This is a genomic window from Paraburkholderia dilworthii, assembly GCF_000472525.1.
Taxonomy (GTDB): Bacteria; Pseudomonadota; Gammaproteobacteria; order Burkholderiales; family Burkholderiaceae; genus Paraburkholderia; species Paraburkholderia dilworthii.
In genome coordinates this window covers 67,105-89,148 of record NZ_AWZT01000008.1, presented here as the reverse complement: position 1 = coordinate 89,148, position 22,044 = coordinate 67,105, and the positions used below count along the sequence as shown (strand labels likewise).

Here is a 22,044-nt window from a genome sequence, read left to right as displayed (position 1 = left end):
CGGACATTGGCCAAAATCGGGAACGACGGCGTGCGCCAAGGGCTATCGCCGCGATCGGAAAGCTTCATGGAGCAGGCCGCCGCCCCGCCCTTTATAATGCCCGACTGATACCCATCTACAGTTTCAGCCCAAGTCGCGCAGCCTCGCATGGGCGGGCAGCGCGCCGTAAAAGGATTCGATCATGCCAGCAACTTCCACGAAACACGCCAAGGTTCTGATTCTCGGTTCCGGTCCCGCCGGCTACACGGCCGCCGTTTATGCGGCGCGCGCCAACCTCGCGCCGGTGCTCGTCACGGGCCTCGCGCAAGGCGGCCAGCTGATGACCACGACCGACGTCGAAAACTGGCCCGCCGACGCCAACGGCGTGCAGGGCCCGGAACTGATGGCACGCTTTCTGGAGCACGCTGAGCGCTTCAACACCGAAATCATCTTCGACCATATCCACACGGCCAAACTGAACGAAAAGCCGATCCGTCTGATCGGCGATTCGGGCGAGTACACGTGCGACTCGCTGATCATCTCGACGGGCGCATCGGCGCAATACCTCGGCCTGCCGTCCGAAGAAGCGTTCATGGGCAAGGGCGTGTCGGCCTGCGCCACCTGCGACGGCTTCTTCTACAAGCAGCAGCACGTGGCCGTGGTCGGCGGCGGCAATACCGCCGTTGAGGAAGCGCTCTACCTGTCGGGTATCGCGAAGAAGGTTACCGTGATTCATCGCCGCGACAAGTTCCGCGCCGAGCCCATCCTGATCGATCGCCTGCTCGCGAAAGAAACAGAAGGCGTCGTCGAGATCAAGTGGAACCATACGCTCGATGAAGTGACCGGCGACCAGTCCGGCGTGACCGGTGTGCGCATCAAGCACACGCAAACCGGCGAGAAGACCGACATCGCGCTGCAGGGCCTGTTCGTCGCGATCGGCCACAAGCCGAACACGGACATCTTCGAAGGCCAGGTGGAAATGAAGAACGGCTACATCATCACGAAGGGTGGCCTGAACGGCTTTGCGACCGCCACCAGCGTGCCGGGCGTGTTCGCCGCCGGCGACGTGCAGGACCACGTGTACCGTCAGGCAATCACGAGCGCAGGCACGGGCTGTATGGCCGCACTCGACGCGCAGCGCTATCTGGAAACCATCAACGAGATGGCCGGCGAGCATGCGATGAGCCAGGAAGCCGAGCGTTGATCGGCAGCGCTCGTTCGCGAACGCAACGGTAAAATAGCGGCTGGGCCTTGCCCGGCCGCTCGCTCGATGAAAGGCCGCGGCTCACAAGCCGGCGGCCTTTTTGCATTCAGCCTTTTATCCGGCCGCGCGAGACGCCGTGTGCCGCCGTGTGCCGCCGTGTGCCGCCGTGTGCCCGACTCATTTTCCGCGTGTATTGCCGCTATGAAGAATCTGCCTCATCCGAACGAGCCCAAGCGCGCCCGCGCCGCTGCGCGACCCGCGCCGGAACCCGCTACGCCCGTCGCCAAGCCGGCAATCGAGCCGGCGGCGGGCCTGGCGGGCCTCGGCGCGCTGCGCGATGCGTTGAAGGTCGACGCACAACGGCGCGAGCGCGAACGCGCGGCCGCGGCGGCCGCACAGCGCGAAGCTGCCATGGACGCCGATCTGTTTCGGCGCGAGATCGGCGAAGTCGCGCCGCTCGCGGTGCCGCCACGCGCGTCGTTGCCGCGCAATCCTCCACCGCCGCTGCCGGTGCAAACGCGGCTCGACGAAGAAGCCGTGCTGCACGAAGCGATTTCCGACGAGTTCGATCCCGAGGTGCTGCTCGACACCGACGAAACGCTCTCCTACTGCCGGCCCGGCGTCAGTCAGGAAGTCGTGCGAAAACTCCGGCGCGGCGACTGGATCGTGCAGGCGCAGATCGACCTGCATGGCATGCGGCGCGAGGAAGCGCGCGAGGCGCTGGCCGAGTTCATCCGCGAATCGGTAAAGCGCGGCTTGCGCTGTCTGCGCGTGATTCACGGCAAGGGGTTGGGCTCGATCGGCAAGGAACCGGTGCTCAAGGGCAAGGTGCGCGCGTGGCTCGTGCAGAAGAACGAGGTGATCGCGTTTTGCCAGGCGCGCCCGCATGACGGCGGCGCCGGCGCGGTGGTAGTGCTGCTGCAGCCGGGCGCCACGCCGGCTCACGCCAGGCCTTTCACGGAGCCGCAGTGATCCATCCGAGGCTCACGCTCGCGCTCACCTTCATGGAAGCGCTGGCAATTTTTGCGTACGCCATTTCCGGTTTCATCGAGGCGAAGACGCGCCGGCTCGATGCAGTGGGCACCTTTCTCGTCGCGATCGCCACGGCCTTCGGCGGCGGCACGCTGCGCGACGTGCTGCTGGAACGCCGCCCGTTCTACTGGGTCGAGCATCAGGAATACCTGATCGCGATCTTCGTGATGTCCCTGTTCGCGCCCACCTTGCTCAAGATGACCTCGCGCCTGCTGTCCGAGCGCGTGCTGCTGGTGGCCGACGCAATCGGCCTCGGCCTTTTCAGCATCGCGGGAACCTCGATCGCGCACGACGCGCAGATGCCGTGGTTCACGTCCGTGATGATGGGCGTGGCGACGGGCGTATTCGGCGGCGTGATCCGCGACGTGCTGTGCAACGAAGTGCCGTTGATTCTGCGCGACTCGCGGCCTTACGCGACATGCGCATTCGTCGGCTGCTGGCTGTATGCGTTGCTGGACTATGTGAACTTCGACACGGTGTATAGCGTGCTGATCGCGACCGCCTTTATTCTGCTGTCGCGGCTTGCAACGTTCAGGCTTGATGTGCGTCTGCCGCATTAGCGGCCTTGGATATGCCGTAGCCGTAGCCGTAGCCGTAGTCGACCTTGCTTGCGGAAGGCCTGTCGATTTGCATCGCATTCGTTCGTCGTGATGTAAACGCGGCCCACAATTCTTCGCTGGGTCCGCAGCGAACCCGCCCTCTCCAAGGTGACCACGATGAGCCCGAAGCTATACGCCCACCCCTTCTCCTCTTACTGTCAAAAGGCCCTCATCGCGCTCTACGAGAACGGCACGCCGTTCGAGTTCCGCCTGCTCGCGCACGATGATCCGCGAATCATGGCCGAGTTCGCCGCGCTGTGGCCGATCAAACGCTTTCCGGTTCTGGTCGACGGCAGCCGAACGGTGACGGAGGCGAGCATCATCGTCGAATATCTTGGCTTGTATCATCCGGGGCCGGTGCCGCTTCTACCGGCCGACGCCCGCGCGGCGCTCGAGGTGCGCAGCATGGATCGCTTCTTCGACAACTATATTTCGACGCCGCAGCAAAGAATCGTCGGAGACAGCTTGCGCCCACAAGCGGAACGCGACGCGCGCGGCGTCTCGGAAGCTCGCGCGATGCTCGACACCGCCTATGCATGGCTCGACAACGTGATGGCCGGGCGCCAATGGGCCGCAGGCGACACATTCAGCCTCGCCGATTGCGGCGCCGCGCCGTTCCTCTTTTACGCCGACTGGACGCACGCAATCGATCCGTCGTTTGCGCATGTGCGCGCCTATCGCGAGCGGCTGTTGGCGCGTCCGTCGTTCGCACGCGCGGTCGACGAAGCGCGGCCGTATCGTCCGCTGTTCCCGCTGGGCGCGCCTGAGCGGGACTGAGCGCCCCACCGCCCCCTTGCGGACAACATCAAGTTCAGCCTATACACTTCACGTCGAACCTATTTCCGCCAATCACTCACAAGGCCAAACATGGACCGTTTTGAAGCGATGGAGATATTTACGCGTGTGGTCGAGGCGAACAGCTTCACCAAAGTATCCGAATCGCTCGACCTGCCGCGCGCCAAAGTCAGCCGGACGATTCAGGCGCTCGAAGAACACGTCGGCGTGCGGCTGTTGAATCGCTCGACGCGCCAGGTCAGCGTTACGGAAGACGGCGCGCTCTTCTACGACCGCTGCGTGCGCATTCTCGCCGAAGTCGCCGACGCGGAGTCGTCGCTGTCGAACAAGCGCGAAAATCCGGTGGGCACGATCCGCGTGGATACGTCCGGCACGCTCGCCCGTGCGCTGCTTTTGCCCGCACTCGACGACTTCTACCAGCGCTACCCCGAAATCGACGTGCGTCTCGGTCTCGCCGACCGCAACATCGATCTGATCCAGGACGCGGTGGATTGCGTAATCCGCATGGGCACGCCGGAAGAGTCGAGCCTCGTCGCGCGGCGCATCGGCCAGGCGCGGATCGTCACATGCGCGTCGCCCGCGTACCTCGAGAAACACGGCACGCCGACCACGCTGGAACAGTTGAGCGAGCATCGCGCTGTCAATTATGTGTCGGCGCGCACCGGCAGGACTTTTCCGTTCGAATACGAAGTGAACGGCGAGATCACGAAGGTCGCGATGAAAAGCGTGCTCGCGGTGAACGACGGCTCGGTCTACATTCGTGCGGGCGCGCTCGGCCACGGCATCATACAGCCGTCGCGCTTCATGGTCGCGCATCTGATCGAGCGCGGTGTGCTCAAGGAAATCCTCACGAACTACACGAGCCCCAGCACACCGCTGTCGATCCTTTACGCGCATCGCCGCAATCTGAGTTCGCGGCTGCGCGCATTCACCGAATGGGTAACGGAACTCGTGCGCAACAATCCGGATCTGCGCATTCCGGAGGCTTGACGCCATGCAGCGAAAAGCCCCTTGCGTGGTGAGACGCAAGGGGCTTTTGTCATTCAGACGAGATGCTGCGCCCGGATTCGCGCGCAGGCAATCCGCTCAGGCAATCCGCTCTTCATTCGACGGATCGAACAACACCGCCTTCGACGTATCGAACAGCAGCGTCGTGTTCGTCAACGGCTGCGGATTGGAAGCCGGGTGCACGCGGCTCACCACGCGCTTGCCGTTGACCTGCGCGAAGACGAGCGTGTCCGGACCGGTCGGCTCGATCACGTCGACCTTCACTTCGATCTGTTGCAGCTTGGCGTGGTCGCCATGCGCGCCGCGCGAATCGGTGATGCGTTCCGGCCGCAAGCCGAGAATCACTTCGCGGCCGACGTGCGACTTGACCTTCGCCGAATCGAACGGCAGGTTCAGCACCGTGCGAGCAACGCCCGTATCAAGTTCGATGCCGACGCCCGCGCCCTGCTCGACGAGCTTGCCCTGAATGAAGTTCATCGGCGGCGCACCGATAAAGCCGGCCACGAACAGGTTCGACGGCGAATCGTAAATGTCCTGCGGCGCGCCGAACTGCTGCACGATGCCGTCCTTCATCACCGCAATGCGGTCGCCGAGCGTCATCGCTTCGATCTGATCGTGCGTCACGTAGACGATCGTCGTACCGAGGCGCTGATGCAGCAGCTTGATTTCCGAACGCATTTCGATACGCAGCTTGGCGTCGAGGTTCGACAGCGGCTCGTCGAACAGGAACATCACTGGGTCGCGCGCGAGAGCACGCCCCATTGCCACGCGCTGACGCTGGCCACCGGACAACTGGCCCGGCTTGCGGTCCAGCAGGTGAGTAATTTGCAGCGTGTTCGACACGCGGTCGACGATCTGCGCTTGCTCCTGCTTCGGCACCTTGCGGATATTCAGGCCGAAGGAGATGTTCTCGCGCACCGTCATCGACGGATACAGCGCGTACGACTGGAACACCATTGCGATGTCGCGATCCTTCGGCGACAGATTGTTCACCGTCTTGCCGTCAATCTGGATCTCGCCCTTGGTCACGGTTTCGAGACCGGCAATCATGTTGAGCAGCGTCGACTTACCGCAGCCCGAGCCGCCGACCAGAATCAGGAACTGGCCGTCTTCGATGTCGATGTTGACACCCTTCAGAACCGGCACCCCGTTCGGGTAAGTCTTGTACACGTCACGGATGGAAAGGCTTGCCATGCTGTGAATCCTCTTGTCTCTGGTACTGCTTGAAAACGTCTTGTCGGGTATCAGCGGCGCTTCACGTGTTCGTCACGTAGCGCCGCCGCGCTCGGATGGTTAGCGTGGTTCAGCCCTTCACCGCGCCCGCCGTCAGGCCGCGCACGAAATAGCGTCCGGCGATGATGTAGACCAGCAAGGTCGGCAACGCGGCGATGATCGCGCCGGCCATGTCCACGTTGTATTCCTTCACGCCGGTCGAGGTGTTCACGAGGTTGTTCAGCGCCACCGTGATCGGCATCGAATCGACGCCGGAGAACACAATCCCGAACAGGAAGTCATTCCAGATCTGCGTGAATTGCCAGATCAGGCAGACCATGAAAATCGGCAGCGACACAGGCAGCAGAATCTTCGTGAAGATCGTGAAGAAACCAGCGCCGTCGATACGCGCGGCCTTCACGAGTTCAGCCGGAATGCTGACGTAGAAGTTGCGGAAGAACATCGTGGTGAACGCGATACCGTAAATCACGTGCACGACCACCAGACCGGTCGTTGTGTTCGACAGGCCGAGCATGCCTTCGAAACGCGCCATCGGCAGCAGGATCGCCTGGAACGGAATGAAACAGCCGACCAGCAGCATCGTGAAGATCGGATCGGCGCCACGGAAACGCCAGTGCGTGAGCACATAACCGTTGAACGCGCCGATGATCGACGAAATCAGCACGGCCGGAATCACCATCCGCACCGAGTTCATGAAGAACGGCTGCATGCCGTCGCAACGCACGCCGGTACACGCGCCGCTCCATGCCTTGATCCAGGGATCGACGGTCCAGTGCGAAGGCGGCGTGAGCAGGTTGCCGGTGCGCAACTGGTCGATGTCCTTGAACGACGTCGACAGCATCACGTACAGCGGAAACAGGAAGTACAGGGCAAACAGTATCAACGCCGCGTAAATGACGGCGCGGCTGATCGTCATTTTAGGCTGCATTGCGGGTGCTCCTCGATTCCAGATACATGAGCGGCACGAGCACGGCCACTACGGTTGCGAGCATCATGATCGACGATGCGGCGCCGACGCCGAGCTGCCCGCGATTGAACGAAAACGTATACATGAAAATAGCCGGCAGCGACGACGACGTACCTGGACCGCCCGCCGTCAACGCGACAACCAGGTCGAAGGTCTTGATCGTGATATGGCAAAGAATCAGCAGCACCGAGAAAAACACCGGACGCATGCTCGGAATCACGATCTTGCGATAGATGGTGGGCAGGTTCGCGCCGTCCATCTGCGCGGCCTTGAAGATTTCACCGTCGACACCGCGCAGGCCCGCGAGGAAGAGCGCCATCACGAAGCCGGTGGATTGCCACACCGCCGCGATCACGACGCAGAAAATCGCCTTGTCGGGGTCGCCGAGCCAACTGAACGAGAAGCTCGTCCAGCCCCAGTCGTGAAAGACTTTTTCGAGGCCGATGCTCGGCGTCATGATCCATTGCCACGCCGTGCCGGTCACGATGAACGACAGCGCCATCGGGTAGAGAAACACCGCGCGCAGCGCGCCTTCATTGCGGATCTGCTGATCGAGCAGGATCGCGAGGAACAGACCGAGACCGATACAGATACCGATGAACGGGATGCCGAACCAGCCGAGGTTGGCCGCCGACGTCCAGAACACGTCGTTATCGAACAGTTCGCGATAACGGTCGAGGCCGACAAAATCATAACGCGGCATCAGTCGCGAATTGGACATCGACAGATAGCCGGTGATGGCAATGAAGCCATACACGAAGACCAGGCTGATCACGACGCTGGGTGCGAGCACCAGCTTCGGAATCCAGCGATCGGCAAGGGCCGCCATAGGCGACACGCGGCGGGCGGCGCTAGCCGTTTTCCCGTTTCCGCTGATAGAAGCAGTCACTACTCGACTCCTGCTGAAACTGTACCGCCCGGCCGCTCACGTCGACGCACACGATAAACCGGCAACGTGAGAACGTGACAAACGCGAAGCCGCAACGGCATAGGTGTGACTCTATGAAACCAGGGTGAAGCCGCCTGCGCCTGAATCTACATCGGGCGCCGCGGAGCGGAAAGCCCACATCGCACGGTGCAACACAATCCGGCTCAACGGAAGGCCATCAGCGGCGCAAAGCGGCGCGCCCAACCGCCGGGCGCGCCGCTTTATCACTTCACTTACTTGGTCTTCGCTGCCTTCGCGAGCGCTGCAACCGCGCTCTTCGAATCCTGCTGCGAGTTCATGAACTTCGTGACCACGTCGGAGATCGCGCCGGCTGCTGCATCCGGTTGCGCCATGCCGTGTGCGAGCGACGGCACATAGCCGCCCGACTTGATCGCGACCTGTTCATCCGCGTACGACTTCTTCGCGCAGTCGTCGAACTTGGCCATCGACACGCCCAGACGAACCGGAATCGAGCCCTTGTTCAGGCTGAACTGTTCCTGGAAATCCGGCGACATGATGGTTTTCGCGAGCGCCAGTTGACCCGGCGTTGCCGCCTTCTGGCCTTTCTGCTGGAAGAACACGAACGAGTCGACGTTGAACGTGTAGGCCTTCTCCGTGCCCGGCACCGCGGCGCAGATGTAGTCCGAGCCCGACTTCTTGCCGGCGTTGGCGAATTCGCCCTTCGCCCAGTCGCCCATGAACTGCATGCCGGCCTTGCCGTTGATGACCATCGCCGTGGCGAGGTTCCAGTCACGGCCCGTGCGGCCCGCGTCGAAGTAGCCCTGAATCTTGCGGACGGTGTCGAACACGCCAACCATCTTGTCCGACGTCAGCGTCTTTTCGTCGAGGTCGACCAGCGCCTTCTTGTAGAAGTCCGCGCCTTGCGACAGCACGACGTCTTCCCACAGCGTCAGGTCTTGCCACGGCTGGCCACCCATCGCGATCGGCTGGATGCCCGCGGCCTTCATCTTGTCGGCCACCGCAAAGAATTCCGGCCATGTGGTCGGCGCCTTGCCGCCTGCCTTATCGAGCGCAGCCTTGTTGATGTAAAGCCAGTTCACGCGATGCACCGAGAACGGCGCCGCGACGTAGTGACCGTCCGCGTGCATGATCTTGTCGATTTCCGGCGGCAGATTCTTCTTCCAGTCACCCGCGACCGAGTCGATCGGCACGAGCACGCCTTGCGAAGCCCAGTCCTGAATCAGCGGGCCCTTGATCTGCGCGGCGCTCGGGGCGTTGCCCGAGATCACCTGCGTCTTGAGTGCCGTCATGGCAGCCGCGCCCGCGCCACCTGCAACCGCAAAGTCTTTCCACGTGTAACCCTGCTTCGTCATGTCGTCCTTGAGGACACCGACGGCTTTCGATTCGCCGCCCGAGGTCCACCAGTGCAACACTTCGATCGACTCGGCAGCCTGCACGGCCGAGACGCCACACATCAGACCTGCGGCGCACAAAGCGCCCATGATCGCGCGAAATTTCATTGCTTATCTCCTCCAGACACCTGAACAAAAAACAAATGGGCCCTGATGTCGCCAGGGTGCTGTGGTTGGTTCAAACAGGCAAAACACTGGGCGATCGAGCACGGTCGGGCGCATGCGCGAGGCATGTGCCGGCGGACCGATGTCCGGCCGCTGGAAGCTCAAGAGATGAGTGGTTCGGGATGCAACTGACTGTCTCCTCTTTTGATTTTTGCCCGCCCGCGTCGCGCGGCAGACTCGAGGTGCCTTGCACGTCAACAGAGGCAATCTGCTTGCCGGCGCTGCACTGCCCCGGCTTTCCGTAACGGCTGCCGGGACAGGCTGGCCTATGCCGGCACGCAATGTCCGTTAACATGCAGGGGACGCCTGCCGATTCGCGAAAACGCGCAACTTACCTGACAGCGCACGCTTTTTTCATCGAATTAGCGCTACCTCTTGATTTGGATTGTAGTTAAACTACAATTCAGTGTCAAAAAATATTTTATCGGACTACGGTCGCCCTTTTCGCGGCATTCCGGCGGCCCCAGGACATCGACGGAGACTCATGCAAACCGATTCAAGCTTCACCTTCGTTCTCTTCGGCGGAACCGGCGATCTGTCGATGCGCAAGATTCTCCCCGCACTGTTTGAAGCACACCGTGCGGGCGGCATGCTGGCCGACAGCGGCAAGATCGTCGCGGTGGCGCGCCACGCGGCCGATCGCGGCGAGTATCTTCAGTGGGTCAATGAGCACGTCAAACCGCATGTGTCGAAGAACGGTGTCGACGAAACGGCATGGGCGAGCTTTCTCGAACGCATCGAGTTCGTGAAGATCGACCTGGGTAATCCCGAAGACTTCACACTGCTGCGCGACGCGGTGAAAGACCTGCCCGGCATCCGCGTGTTCTATCTGGCTACCGGTCCGTCGCTGTTCGTGCCCATCTGCCGCGCGCTCGCGTCGGTGGGGCTCAACGAAAACGCGCGCATCGTGCTCGAAAAGCCGCTCGGCTACGACCTGAAGTCGTCGAATGCGATTAACGACGCGGTCGGCGAAATCTTCGCTGAAGAACAGATCTACCGGATCGACCACTACCTCGGCAAAGAGCCCGTGCAGAACCTGCTGGCGCTGCGCTTCGGCAATGCACTGTTCGAGCCGCTGTGGCGCCGCGAGTGGGTGGAAAGCATTCAGATCACGATTGCCGAGGAACTCGGTGTCGAAGCGCGCGGCGATTTCTACGACAATACCGGCGCACTGCGCGACATGGTGCAAAACCATTTGCTGCAACTGCTTTCAATCGTCGCAATGGAGCCGCCGCATTCGATGGACTCCGACTCGGTGCGCGACGAAAAGCTGCGCGTGCTGCGTGCGTTGAAGCCGATCAATCCGCTCGACATCGGCAAGGTTGCGGTGCGGGGCCAGTATCATTCGGGCGTGATTCGCGGCAACGCGGTCCCGGCCTACGCGACAGAGCCTGGCGTGAAGCAGAACAGCACGACGGAAACCTTCGTCGCGTTGAAGGTCGAGATCGAGAACTGGCGTTGGGCCGGCGTGCCGTTTTTTCTGCGCACCGGCAAGCGGCTTGCGGACCGCGTCGCGGAAATCGTCGTGAATTTCCGCGCGGTGCCGCATTCGGCGTTGGGTGTTTCGGCGTTGCGCGCGGGCGCGAATCGTCTGGTGATCCGCTTGCAGCCGAACGAAACCATTCGCCTCTACTGTCTCGCGAAGCAGCCGGGCGAAGGCATGAACCTCGCAAGCGTTCACCTCGACCTCGCGTTCGACCAGTTCTTCCGCGAAGGGCAGATGGAGGCGTACCAACGCCTGCTGCTCGACGTGATCAACGGCCGTCTCGCGCTCTTTGTGCGGCGCGACGAACAGGAAGCCGCGTGGCGTTGGGTCGAACCGATCCTGAACGAATGGAAGGCTTCGAACAAACCGCCGAAGCCGTATGCGTCGGGCACATGGGGTCCTGCCGCCGCGAGCGCGATGCTTGCGCAGCACGGCACCTGCTGGCTCGAAGAAGAGAACTGATTCGCAGCGGATTTACGCAGCTCTAACAAAAAAGCAGCACGGAGGAGAAGTGATCGAGCTTCATGCTTTCGACGATCAACGCGCCCAATCCGACGCGTTGGCGAAGGCCGTTGGCGACGCGCTACATGCATCGCTGGCCGCACAGACGGCGACGTCGGATGCCGGCATTTCCGGCGCGTCCACAGCCGGTACGTCCACAGCCGGCACGCACCCGGCCCTGCTCGCCGTGTCCGGCGGCAGCAGTCCGCGTCCGTTTCTTCAGATGCTGTCCACCCAACGCTTCGACTGGCCGCGCGTTGCCGTGACGCTCGTCGATGACCGCTGGGTGCCAGAGACGGATAGCGCCAGCAACTCGCAACTCGTGCACGCCACGTTGCTGCAGAACGCCGCGAAAAACGCGACCTTCTGGCCGCTCGCCGACACGACGCAAGACCTGCACTCGCATGTCGCCGCACTCAACGCCGACCCGCGCTTTGCGAACGTGCCCGACGTCGCGATTCTCGGCATGGGTGAAGACGGCCACACCGCGTCGATCTTCGCCGACGCGCCCGAGTGGGATCACGCGATCACCACGACTGAGCGCTTCGTCGTCGTGCATCCCGGCAGCGCACCGCATGCGCGCGTGAGTTGGTCGCTCTCCGCGCTCAAAGAAGTGAAGCACCTGTTTTTGCTGATCGCCGGACCGCGCAAGATGGACGTGCTGAACGCAGCCGCATCTTCGCTACAGAAAAATGCCATCTCGCAGTTGGCGAACGACAAGGGAGTGAGACTCGATGTCTACTGGTGTGCAAACTAAGGCTGTTCCGGGCGCGGGCCAGCACGCCGATGGACCGAGACTGCTGGCCGACATCGGCGGCACGAACGCGCGCTTTGCGCTGGAAACCCGGCCGGGCGAGATCGGCTCGGTGCACGTCTACCCATGCGCGGATTACCCCGGCGTCGCCGAAGTCATCAAGAAGTATCTGAAGGACACGAAGATGGGCCGCGTGAATCACGCGGCGATTGCGATTGCGAACCCGGTCGATGGCGATCAGGTCAGCATGACGAATCACGACTGGAGCTTTTCGATCGAAGCCACACGCCGCGCGCTCGGCTTCGACACGCTGCTCGTCGTGAACGACTTCACCGCGCTCGCTATGGCCTTGCCCGGCCTGACGGACGCGCAACGCGTGCAGGTCGGCGGCGGCACGCGCCGCCCGAACAGCGTGATCGGCCTGCTCGGTCCGGGCACCGGCATGGGCGTGTCGGGCCTGATTCCCGCCGACGACCGCTGGATCGCGCTCGGCAGTGAAGGCGGCCACGCCACGTTCGCGCCGGCCGATGAGCGCGAAGACATCGTGCTGCAATACGCGCGCAAAAAGTGGTCGCATGTATCGTTCGAACGCGTGGCCGCGGGGCCCGGCATCGAAGTGATTTATCGTGCGCTCGCGGGCCGGGACAAGAAGCGCGTGGCGGCGAACGTCGACACCGGCGAAATCGTCAAACGCGCGCTGGAAGGCGAGCCGCTCGCGGCCGAATCCGTCGACGTGTTCTGCGGCATTCTCGGCACCTTCGCGGGCAATATCGCGGTGACGCTCGGCGCGCTCGGCGGCATTTATATCGGCGGCGGCGTGGTGCCGCGGCTCGGCGAGTTCTTCGCGCGCTCGTCGTTTCGCAAGCGCTTCGAGGCGAAGGGCCGCTTCGAGGCGTACTTGCAAAACGTGCCGACGTATGTGATCACCGCGGAATATCCGGCCTTTCTCGGCGTGTCCGCAATCCTCGCCGAACAGTTGTCGAATCGCGCGGGCGGCAGCTCGTCGGCGGTGTTCGAGCGGATCAGGCAGATGCGCGACGCGCTTACGCCGGCCGAACGCCGCGTCGCCGATCTCGCGTTGAATCATCCGCGCTCGATCATCAACGATCCGATCGTGGACATCGCGCGTAAGGCCGACGTGAGTCAGCCGACCGTGATCCGCTTCTGCCGTTCGCTTGGTTGCCAAGGTTTATCGGACTTCAAGCTGAAGCTCGCGACCGGTTTGACCGGCACGATTCCGGTGAGCCACAGCCAGGTGCATCTCGGCGATACGGCGACGGACTTCGGCGCGAAGGTGCTGGACAACACCGTGTCGGCCATTCTGCAATTGCGCGAGCATCTGAACTTCGATCAGGTCGAACGCGCGATCGACCTGTTAAACGGCGCGCGGCGCATCGAGTTCTACGGCCTCGGCAATTCGAATATCGTCGCGCAGGACGCGCACTACAAGTTCTTCCGCTTCGGTATCCCGACTATCGCGTACGGTGATCTGTACATGCAGGCGGCTTCGGCTGCGTTGCTCGGCAAGGGCGATGTGATCGTTGCAGTGTCCAAGTCGGGACGCGCGCCCGAACTGCTGCGCGTGCTCGACGTCGCGATGCAGGCCGGCGCGAAGGTGATCGCGATCACGTCGAGCAATACGCCGTTGGCCAAGCGTGCAACGGTCGCGCTCGAAACCGATCACATCGAAATTCGCGAGTCGCAACTGTCGATGATTTCGCGGATTCTGCATCTGGTGATGATCGACATACTCGCGGTCGGCGTGGCAATTCGCCGTGCGGTGCCGAGCGCCGACGTCGCGGAAACGGTGGCAAAAGCACGTCAAGGCGCCGACGACGATGCGACCGCCGTGCTCGACTGGCTCAGTCACGGCGCGGCTTCATCGGCTCGCGACTGATCTGTGCACGAAGGCCACGCTACGGCGTGGCCTTTCTTCATCTCGTGCAATGCGGATAAAAGTAATAGCCCGTTCGAGTACTGAGCGCCAACAGTGCGGCTCGAACAACAAGCGATAATAGAAACTCCATCGCTCACGGCACATCACACCGATGATCATCCGCCCGCATCTCCACTGGTTCCGCATGCTGCTCGCCTGGCGCGGCTCGGTGCTTCCGCAGTTGCTTCCGCGGCTTTCCCTGATTTTCATGATCTCGGTGATTGCGGTCGCAGCACACGATCATCTGCTGCCGATCTCGCTGAACCTCAACACGACTGCGCCGTTCTCGCTGGTTGGCATCGCGCTCGCCGTGTTTCTCGGCTTTCGCAATAACGCGAGCTACGACCGTTGGTGGGAAGCGCGCAAGCTCTGGGGTCAGCTGCTGAACGACGCGCGCTCGCTTACTCGCCAGGCGCTGACGCTGCGCGCGAATCCGTTGCCAAAAGAAGAACTGGTCGAATTTTGCGCCGCGTTGAGCGCGTTGGCGCACGCACTGCGGCATCAGCTTCGCAAGAGCGATCCGCGCGACGACCTGGCCGCACGCCTGCCGCCCGCACTGTTCGAACGCGTCATGGCGTCGCGCTACAAACCCGCGACGTTGATGCTGGTTCTTGGCGAATGGGTACAGCGCCAGGCACAGAAAGGCGCAATCGATCCGATGGCTGTACTCGCGCTCGACCGGAATCTGAATGGGTTGTCGGGTGTAATCGGCGGATGCGAGCGCATTGCATCGACGCCGCTGCCGTTTGCCTACTCGGTGATGATTCACCGCACGGTGTATTTCTTCTGCGCGTCGCTGCCGTTTGGACTCGTGGACAGCATCGGCATCTTTACGCCGGTGTTCGCGGTGTTCGTCGCGTACACGTTCATGGCGCACGAAGCGATCGCGTCGCAAATCGAGGAGCCGTTCGGCACCGACGACAACGACCTCGCACTGAACACCATGTCCCTGATCATTGAAGACGCGCTGCGCGATCTGCGCGGCGAACCGGCGCTTGCACTGCCCGACCCGCAAGCCGAAAGCTATGCGCTGACCTGAATCTCCCGATCAGGCAGCGGGGTGCCGTTCGCGTCGCTAGTGGTTGCCGACCGTTTCCGACAAACGTTTGAGCGTGGCCACACGCGCGCCGATGATGTCGATGCGGCCGCGCTCGTCGACGACCCGCGTCGTCGCGTTCAGATAGGCAGTCCACGCCTTTTGTGCGCGCGTTAGCGTGGAACGCGAGTGCGCCGGCATTTTCGTTCGCAGACGGCGGTAATAGCGGTTCATGTCGAACATTGCGTGTTCGCAGCGCGCGTCCGCGCGGCAAGCACGGAGGCGGCGCACGGGATCGCCGCCGGCACTCGCGTTGGCCGCCGCGCTACGCAGCACGAGTGCGCGGTCGCGCACCGGCTGCAATTGCATATCGGCTTCGGCTAGAACGTACATCGTGCCGCGCGTGGTGGCGAACACCGCCGCTAGCAACTGCTTTTCGGCATCGCGCGAAGCCTGCCAGCTCGTCTGACTCTTTTGCCACTGCTTGCGCGTTGCCGGCGACAACTCCGGCTGCAATTGCTGCCACGCGTTGTCCAACGCGGTCTTCCAGCCGATGCGCGCGGTTTCCATGCACTGCACCTGCCCCGCCGTCGACGACATATCGCTGCGTGCGAGGCACGTTCGCATTGCCGCGTCGATCGGATCGGCTGCGGCGACTTCAGCGCGTGCGGCGAGCGGCGCCAGGCCAATCAGCAGCGCGCACATCAACGTACGCATCAGCGCGCCGGCAAGTGCGCCCTGTGCCGCGCACCTCGAAGCCGGCGCGCGCAGCCAGCGCCGCCGGCCTCGGTTGCCGTCGACGAACATCGTCAACTGCATTGTCAAACGCGCACGCAATCGACGAAATACTCGATGCGCCCGTTGATCATTTCTCCGACAAGCCCGTGAATGTCCGTATGGAAACCCGGGAAACGCTCGTTGAATTCACGCGCGAATCGCAGATAGTTGACGATGGTCTTGTTAAAGCGCTCGCCCGGAATCAGCAGCGGGATGCCCGGCGGATACGGCGTCAACAGAATCGACGTGACGCGGCCTTCCAGTTCGTCGATAGGCACGCGGTCGATTTCGCGGTGCGCGAGCTTCGCGAATGCGTCGGACGGCTTCATCGCCGGTTCCATGCTCGACAGGTACATCTCGGTCGTGAGACGCGCAATGTCGTTCGCGCGGTAGACGCTGTGAATCTGTTGGCACAGGTCGCGCAGCCCGACACGCTCATACGTGGGATGCAGCGCGACGAAATCCGGCAGCACGCGCCACAGCGGCTGGTTGTTGTCGTAATCGTCCTTGAACTGCTGGAGCTCGGTCACCATCGAGTTCCAGCGGCCCTTCGTAATGCCGATCGTGAACATGATGAAGAACGAGTACAGCCCGGTCTTCTCGACGATGATGCCGTGCTCGGCCAGATACTTGGTCACGATCGCGGCTGGAATGCCGGTTTCGCCGAACCCGCCGTCCATGTCCAGACCCGGCGTGACGATGGTCGCCTTGATCGGATCGAGCATGTTGAAGCCTTCGGCGAGCGGGCCGAAACCGTGCCACGAATCGTTCGGGCGCAGCATCCAGTCTTCGCGCGAGCCAATGCCTTCTTCCGCGAACTGGTCCGGACCCCAGACCTTGAAGAACCAGTCGTCGCCATATTCGGTATCGACCTTGGTCATCGCGCGGCGGAAATCCAGCGCTTCGGCAATCGACTCTTCAACGAGCGCTGTGCCGCCTGGCGCTTCCATCATCGCCGCGGCCACGTCGCACGACGCGATGATCGCGTATTGCGGGCTCGTCGACGTATGCATCAGATACGCTTCGTTGAAACGGTGCTTGTCGAAGCGGCTGTTCTTCGAATCCTGCACGACGATTTGCGAGGCCTGCGAAATGCCGGCCAGCAGCTTATGCGTGGAGTGCGTCGCGAACACCATCGCGCCGATGCGCGGACGGCCTGCGCCGATCGCATGCATGTCCTGATAGAACTCGTGGAATTCGGCGTGCGGCAACCAGGCTTCGTCGAAGTGCAGTGTGTCGAGCCATTCGCCCAACATCTCCTTGATCATCTCGACGTTGTAGATCACGCCGTCGTACGTGCTTTGCGTGATCGTCAGAATGCGCGGCTTCAGATCCGGGTTCTTCGCGAGTGCTTCGCGCGCGAACGGATTCGCCTCGATTTTCCTGCGGATGTTTTCCGGCTCGAACTCCGAACGCGGAATCGGACCGATGATGCCGAAGTTGTTGCGTGTCGGCGTGAGAAACACGGGAATCGCGCCCGTCATCGTGATCGCGTGCAGGATCGACTTGTGGCAGTTGCGGTCCACCAGCACGATGTCGCCTGGCGCTACCGTGCCGTGCCAAACGATCTTGTTCGACGTCGACGTGCCGTTGGTCACGAAGAACACATGGTCCGCGCTGAAAATGCGCGCCGCGTTGCGCTCGGAAGCTGCGACCGGACCCGTGTGGTCGAGCAGTTGCCCGAGTTCGTCGACGGCATTGCAGACGTCCGCGCGCAGCATGTTCTCGCCGAAGAACTGATGGAACATCTGGCCGAGCGGGCTCTTCAGGAACGCAACGCCGCCCGAATGGCCCGGACAGTGCCACGAGTAGGAACCTTCTTCGGCGTACTGCACCAGCTCCTTGAAAAACGGCGGCGCGAGGGAATCCAGATAAACCTTCGTCTCACGGATGATGTGGCGCGCGACGAACTCCGGCGTGTCCTCGAACATGTGGATGAAGCCGTGCAGTTCACGCAGGATGTCGTTCGGCAGGTGGCGCGACGTGCGCGTTTCGCCGTACAGGAAAATCGGAATGTCCGCATTGCGGCGACGCACTTCGGTCACGAACGCGCGCAGCGCGACGATGGCGGCCGCGAGTTCCGGCGTCTCGCCTTCGACAACCACGTTCTCGACGTAGGGCAGCAGCTCGTCGTCGTCGATCGACAGGATGAAGCACGACGCGCGGCTCGACTGCTGCGCGAACGAAGTCAGATCGCCGTAGCTCGTCAACCCGAGCACTTCCGCGCCTTCTTTCTCGATTGCTTCGGCCAAAGCCCGGATGCCGGAACCCGAGATGTTCTCGGAGCGGAAATCTTCGTCGATGATGACGACGGGAAAACGGAACTTCATGGGCGATTCTCCAAAAAGAACGACCGCTGCACTGGATAGATTGCAGCGGTCACCCTGTGTATCTGGTGGGTCAATGCGCTGCCGACGTCACGTCTTCGGCAACGTGACGCCGTGCTGACCTTGATATTTGCCGCCGCGATCCGCGTACGACGTTTCACAAATCTCGTCGCTTTCGAAAAACAGCACCTGGGCGACGCCTTCGTTCGCGTAGATTTTCGCAGGCAAAGGTGTCGTATTCGAGAATTCGAGCGTGACATGGCCTTCCCATTCCGGCTCGAACGGCGTGACGTTCACGATGATGCCGCAGCGCGCATAAGTGGACTTGCCGAGACACACGGTGAGCACCGAGCGGGGAATGCGGAAATACTCGACGGTGCGGGCGAGCGCGAACGAATTCGGCGGGATGATGCAGACGTCGCCCTTGAAATCCACGAACGATTTCTCGTCGAAATTCTTTGGATCGACGATGGTCGAGTTGATGTTGGTGAAGATCTTGAATTCGTCGGCGCAGCGAATGTCGTAGCCGTAGCTCGATGTGCCGTAGCTGACAATCTTCCGGCCGTCTTCTGAGACGCGAACCTGATCGGGCACGAACGGCTCGATCATTTTGTGCGACTCGGCCATGCGCCGGATCCACTTATCGGATTTGATGGTCATAGGTGAACGCTGCTCGACGTGAATAACAGGTGTGTGACGGATAACAACCCGGTGTGTGCCGGGCACGTTGCGGCTCGATTTCCCGCTGACGCCGGATCGGCCTGAATGGCTCGCTCAACCTCGGGTTACCTCAGCGGAGCGCCAGATAAAGGCGGCCGCCCGGGCACCGCGGCGAAAGGCGCTTATTTTACGCGATCACGAGAATGCTGCCGCACATACCGGCCGCGGAGGGCGACGCGTGGCAACGCGTCGCAACGGCCCTGCAATCGCTCATTGGCGGATCAAACCGCAAGCAAGCGCGGGACCCGCGCCATGCTGCGGATAGGCGTAGGGGTCGGTTGCGTCGTGGTGCAGCAGCACCGCACGCTGCAGGACCGAGCGGATACCGTCGAGCGACACATCTGGAGCAACGATGAAACCCGTCGCCACGCCGTTTGCATCCGCATGAATGTTGCCGAGATCGCCTTCCACGCGCGCGCCCGCTTTCAGGCGCTCAGCGGCTGGCGAGAACACCTGGCCGGCGCTGGAGCCGTCGGTGGCGTTGCAGTCGCCGCGCTCATGAACTTGCAGCGCGTGATCGCTATTGGGCGGCAAGCCCGCGAGATTGTAGGTGACCTGCACGCCATCCGAGCGCTCGATGAACGTAACGAGGCCGCGCGCCTGATTGCCCACGGTGGGCAGCAACTGCGCGTCGGCGCGCTTTTCCTGTGGTCTCAGGAAGGCGCTGCAGCCGCATAACAGCACACTGCTGGCAGCGAGGACGATGAAGGCATGCACCGCCTGCCCGTCGATTCGTTTTCCCATGCGATCCTCTTGCCGGCTGGCGGCCGCCCCTGCGGCCGCCGGGCCGAACCTGTGAAGTCGACATGATACCGCGAGACCTGCCGCAAATAGACGCTCCGGCCCCGCCGCTGCCCGTCGCTGGAACGGTTCGTCAGGTGTTTTGCACGACGATGTTGGGAAACTTCGAAGTCATGTCGCGGGCGCGCTCGGCAATATGAACCGCCATCTTACGCGCGATCGAGCGGTAGATTTCCGCGATGCGCCCTTGCGGATCGGCCGCGACGGTCGGTCGGCCGGAGTCGGTCTGCTCGCGAATCGCAATGTCGAGCGGCAGGCTGCCGAGCACGTCGACGCCATACTCCTTGCCCATGCGCCCGCCGCCTCCCGAGCCGAAAATATGCTCTTCGTGGCCGCAATTCGAGCAGATATGCATGGCCATATTCTCGACGATGCCGAGAATCGGAATGCCGACTTTCTCGAACATTTTCAAGCCTTTGCGTGCGTCGAGCAGCGCGATGTCCTGCGGTGTCGTGACGATCACGGCGCCGGTCACGGGCACGCGTTGCGAGAGCGTCAATTGAATGTCGCCGGTGCCCGGCGGCATGTCGACGATCAGGTAATCCAGATCGCGCCAGTTCGTCTGCCGCAGCAGTTGTTCGAGCGCGGACGTGGCCATCGGGCCGCGCCACACCATCGGGTTATCCTGCTCGATCAGAAAGCCGATGGAGTTGGCCTGCAAGCCGTGGCCCGTCATCGGATTCATGGTCTTCTCGTCCGGCGATTCGGGGCGCCCTTCGATGCCGAGCATCAAGGGCAGCGACGGTCCGTAGATATCGGCGTCCAGTATGCCGACCGACGCGCCCTCGCTAGCCAGCGCTAGCGCGAGGTTCACGGCAGTCGTGCTCTTGCCGACGCCGCCCTTGCCCGACGCAACGGCCACGATATTTTTAACGTTCGGCAAGAGTTTCACGCCGCGCTGCACCGTATGCGCGGCAATTTCCTGCGACACCTGGATGTGCACCTGCGCCACGCCGGGCACGGTCCGCAACGCGTCGGCGAACTGCTTGCGGATAGCGTCGAACTGACGCATGGCCGGATAGCCGAGTACCACTGCGACGCTAACCGTGTCACCCTCCACGGCGACGTTTTTAATGTTCCTGGCAGCGGCATACGGCCGGCCGGTGTTGGAGTCAGTGACGGCTGCGAGGGCAGCGTCGACCAAAGCCCGATCGATACTCATTGACACTCCAAGGGGAACCCCGCGGCGCGGCGGATCGAAGTCTCGGCCACGCGCCGGAAATTGCAAGAAATTGTTAGGCAGCATTGCGAAAACCAGGCGTGCCGGGCACCCTTCGGGCAGGCGAACCGCCGTGGGGCCGCATCGCTGCGTGCGCCAGGCTTTATTGTAGTGGCTCGCGTCGAGCGCTGCCGGAAGACCCTTCTTCACTGTCGGACCGGGACTGAAGAACGGCTTTGGGTTTCCGCCTGCGTTTTCCGCCTGCGTTTCTCGTATTGACGAGCAGTCTGCTTTGCTGCCGTGGCGTTCGCCGCCTAGGCTTAACACTATGGAATGCTTTACTTGCGCGCTTTATGCGCGTTGTTCGCTTCACTCGAGAGGAATTAAAAATGAATGCAAAAATCATGACTCGCCTGGCCGTTCTGGCCGTTGCCGGCTCCGTGCTGGCAGGCTGCGCTAGCCAACAGGGCACCAACACGGCCGTTGGTACGGGCGTGGGCGCCGGCACCGGCGCGGCGCTGGGCGCGATTTTCGGCGGCGGCAAGGGCGCGGCGATTGGCGCCGGCGTCGGCGCTGCGGTGGGCGGCATCACCGGCTACAACTGGCAAGCCATTCATAACAAGCTGTCGGGCGCCACCAAGGGCACCGGCACGCAGATCACCGAGCAGCCGGACGGCTCGCTCAAGCTGAACATTCCGAGTTCGGTCACGTTCGACACCAACAGCTACGCGATCAAGCCGTCGTTCGCGCCGGTGCTGGATCAGCTGACGCAAACGCTGCAGCAGAATCCGGAGGTGGTCGCTCAAGTGGTCGGCCATACGGATAGCACCGGCCAGCCGGCTTATAACCAGACGCTGTCGGTCAATCGCGCGCAAAGCGTGACGGGCTACCTCGCGCAACGCGGCGTCGCGCCGCAGCGTCTGTCGGCAGAAGGCATGGGCCAGAACCAGCCGATCGCCGACAACAATACGGAAGCCGGTCGTGCAGCTAACCGTCGCGTGGAAATCTATCTGCGCGCCACGGCTCAGCACACCACGCAGTAACGGCAACGCGCGACACACGCGCAGGGAAATTGGGGGCCGGAGGCGCACAGCGTCGGCCTGCTGGCCTGACCGGCGTCGCCGGTCCGGTTAACTTCTGGCCGACGGCCCGGTAGTGACGAAGCCGTAAAAAATGCAGCGCGGAAATTTTCTCGCGAGGGCGAAAAATTATCGAACTCTCCCGAAAATCCGCTGTCTTTCTTTACGGTACGTGGCTGGCGAAG

19 protein-coding genes are annotated in these 22,044 nt (G+C 62.4%); 10 read left to right on the top strand and 9 right to left on the bottom strand.

All coding sequences use genetic code 11. The features are described from left to right. Positions 1-181: 181 nt before the first annotated feature. The 5 genes from trxB (at position 182) to F759_RS0110010 (ending at position 4,599) form a co-directional block, all read left to right on the top strand. Entirely contained in the window at positions 182-1,183 is a 1,002-nt protein-coding gene (gene trxB / locus F759_RS0110030) for a thioredoxin-disulfide reductase (RefSeq protein ID WP_027799735.1), read from the top strand. A gap of 201 nt (positions 1,184-1,384) precedes the next feature. After that, the gene (locus F759_RS0110025) at positions 1,385-2,155 is read left to right on the top strand and encodes a Smr/MutS family protein (RefSeq protein ID WP_036024032.1); all 771 of its coding nucleotides are present in this window, start codon (positions 1,385-1,387) and stop codon (positions 2,153-2,155) included. Then, on the top strand, positions 2,155-2,775 hold the full coding sequence (locus tag F759_RS0110020) for a trimeric intracellular cation channel family protein (protein WP_027799733.1): 621 nt from the start codon (positions 2,155-2,157) through the stop codon (positions 2,773-2,775). The genes F759_RS0110025 and F759_RS0110020 overlap by 1 nt, the downstream gene beginning before the upstream one ends. Before the next feature lie 156 nt (positions 2,776-2,931). Beyond that, positions 2,932-3,591, top strand: a complete 660-nt coding sequence (locus F759_RS0110015; RefSeq protein ID WP_027799732.1) for a glutathione S-transferase family protein — start codon at positions 2,932-2,934, stop codon at positions 3,589-3,591. Between the two features lie 90 nt (positions 3,592-3,681). Continuing rightward, positions 3,682-4,599 (top strand): LysR family transcriptional regulator, encoded by a 918-nt coding sequence (locus F759_RS0110010; protein ID WP_027799731.1) that lies wholly within the window; start codon positions 3,682-3,684, stop codon positions 4,597-4,599. 96 nt (positions 4,600-4,695) lie between these two features. On the opposite strand, the gene F759_RS0110005 is transcribed toward F759_RS0110010, so the two are convergent. From F759_RS0110005 to F759_RS0109990, 4 genes are all read right to left on the bottom strand, one after another. Continuing rightward, the gene (locus tag F759_RS0110005; protein ID WP_027799730.1) at positions 4,696-5,811 is read right to left on the bottom strand and encodes an ABC transporter ATP-binding protein; all 1,116 of its coding nucleotides are present in this window, start codon (positions 5,809-5,811) and stop codon (positions 4,696-4,698) included. A 109-nt stretch (positions 5,812-5,920) separates the two neighbouring features. Next, on the bottom strand, positions 5,921-6,778 hold the full coding sequence (locus tag F759_RS0110000) for a carbohydrate ABC transporter permease (protein ID WP_027799729.1): 858 nt from the start codon (positions 6,776-6,778) through the stop codon (positions 5,921-5,923). Then, entirely contained in the window at positions 6,768-7,706 is a 939-nt protein-coding gene (locus F759_RS0109995) for a carbohydrate ABC transporter permease (protein ID WP_027799728.1), read from the bottom strand. Before F759_RS0109995 ends, F759_RS0110000 begins: the two co-directional genes overlap by 11 nt. A gap of 272 nt (positions 7,707-7,978) precedes the next feature. Next, positions 7,979-9,226, bottom strand: a complete 1,248-nt coding sequence (locus tag F759_RS0109990) for an ABC transporter substrate-binding protein (protein WP_027799727.1) — start codon at positions 9,224-9,226, stop codon at positions 7,979-7,981. 541 nt (positions 9,227-9,767) lie between these two features. On the opposite strand from F759_RS0109990, the gene zwf reads away from it, so the two are divergent. From zwf to F759_RS0109970, 4 genes are all read left to right on the top strand, one after another. Next, entirely contained in the window at positions 9,768-11,231 is a 1,464-nt protein-coding gene (zwf, locus tag F759_RS0109985; RefSeq protein ID WP_027799726.1) for a glucose-6-phosphate dehydrogenase, read from the top strand. A 49-nt stretch (positions 11,232-11,280) separates the two neighbouring features. Further along, positions 11,281-12,027, top strand: a complete 747-nt coding sequence (pgl, locus tag F759_RS0109980; protein ID WP_027799725.1) for a 6-phosphogluconolactonase — start codon at positions 11,281-11,283, stop codon at positions 12,025-12,027. Continuing rightward, positions 12,005-13,921: a bifunctional transcriptional regulator/glucokinase gene (locus F759_RS0109975; protein WP_027799724.1), complete on the top strand. Its 1,917-nt coding sequence runs from the start codon at positions 12,005-12,007 to the stop codon at positions 13,919-13,921. The genes pgl and F759_RS0109975 overlap by 23 nt, the downstream gene beginning before the upstream one ends. 151 nt (positions 13,922-14,072) lie before the next feature. Next, on the top strand, positions 14,073-14,999 hold the full coding sequence (locus tag F759_RS0109970; RefSeq protein ID WP_027799723.1) for a bestrophin family protein: 927 nt from the start codon (positions 14,073-14,075) through the stop codon (positions 14,997-14,999). 36 nt (positions 15,000-15,035) lie between these two features. Here the strand turns inward: F759_RS0109970 and F759_RS0109965 are convergent, their stop codons facing one another. From F759_RS0109965 to apbC, 5 genes are all read right to left on the bottom strand, one after another. After that, positions 15,036-15,713: a lysozyme inhibitor LprI family protein gene (locus F759_RS0109965; protein ID WP_167334017.1), complete on the bottom strand. Its 678-nt coding sequence runs from the start codon at positions 15,711-15,713 to the stop codon at positions 15,036-15,038. 104 nt (positions 15,714-15,817) lie between these two features. Then, positions 15,818-18,103, bottom strand: a complete 2,286-nt coding sequence (locus tag F759_RS0109960) for an arginine/lysine/ornithine decarboxylase (RefSeq protein WP_027799721.1) — start codon at positions 18,101-18,103, stop codon at positions 15,818-15,820. 87 nt (positions 18,104-18,190) lie between these two features. Beyond that, on the bottom strand, positions 18,191-18,760 hold the full coding sequence (dcd, locus tag F759_RS0109955) for a dCTP deaminase (RefSeq protein WP_006048517.1): 570 nt from the start codon (positions 18,758-18,760) through the stop codon (positions 18,191-18,193). Between the two features lie 270 nt (positions 18,761-19,030). After that, a complete protein-coding gene (locus F759_RS0109950; protein WP_027799720.1) occupies positions 19,031-19,564 on the bottom strand; it encodes a superoxide dismutase family protein in 534 nt (177 codons plus the stop codon). A gap of 130 nt (positions 19,565-19,694) precedes the next feature. Beyond that, positions 19,695-20,783: an iron-sulfur cluster carrier protein ApbC gene (gene apbC, locus F759_RS0109945; RefSeq protein WP_027799719.1), complete on the bottom strand. Its 1,089-nt coding sequence runs from the start codon at positions 20,781-20,783 to the stop codon at positions 19,695-19,697. A gap of 386 nt (positions 20,784-21,169) precedes the next feature. Between apbC and F759_RS0109940 the strand changes: the two genes are divergently transcribed. Next, entirely contained in the window at positions 21,170-21,823 is a 654-nt protein-coding gene (locus F759_RS0109940; protein WP_027799718.1) for an OmpA family protein, read from the top strand. Positions 21,824-22,044 lie beyond the last annotated feature (221 nt).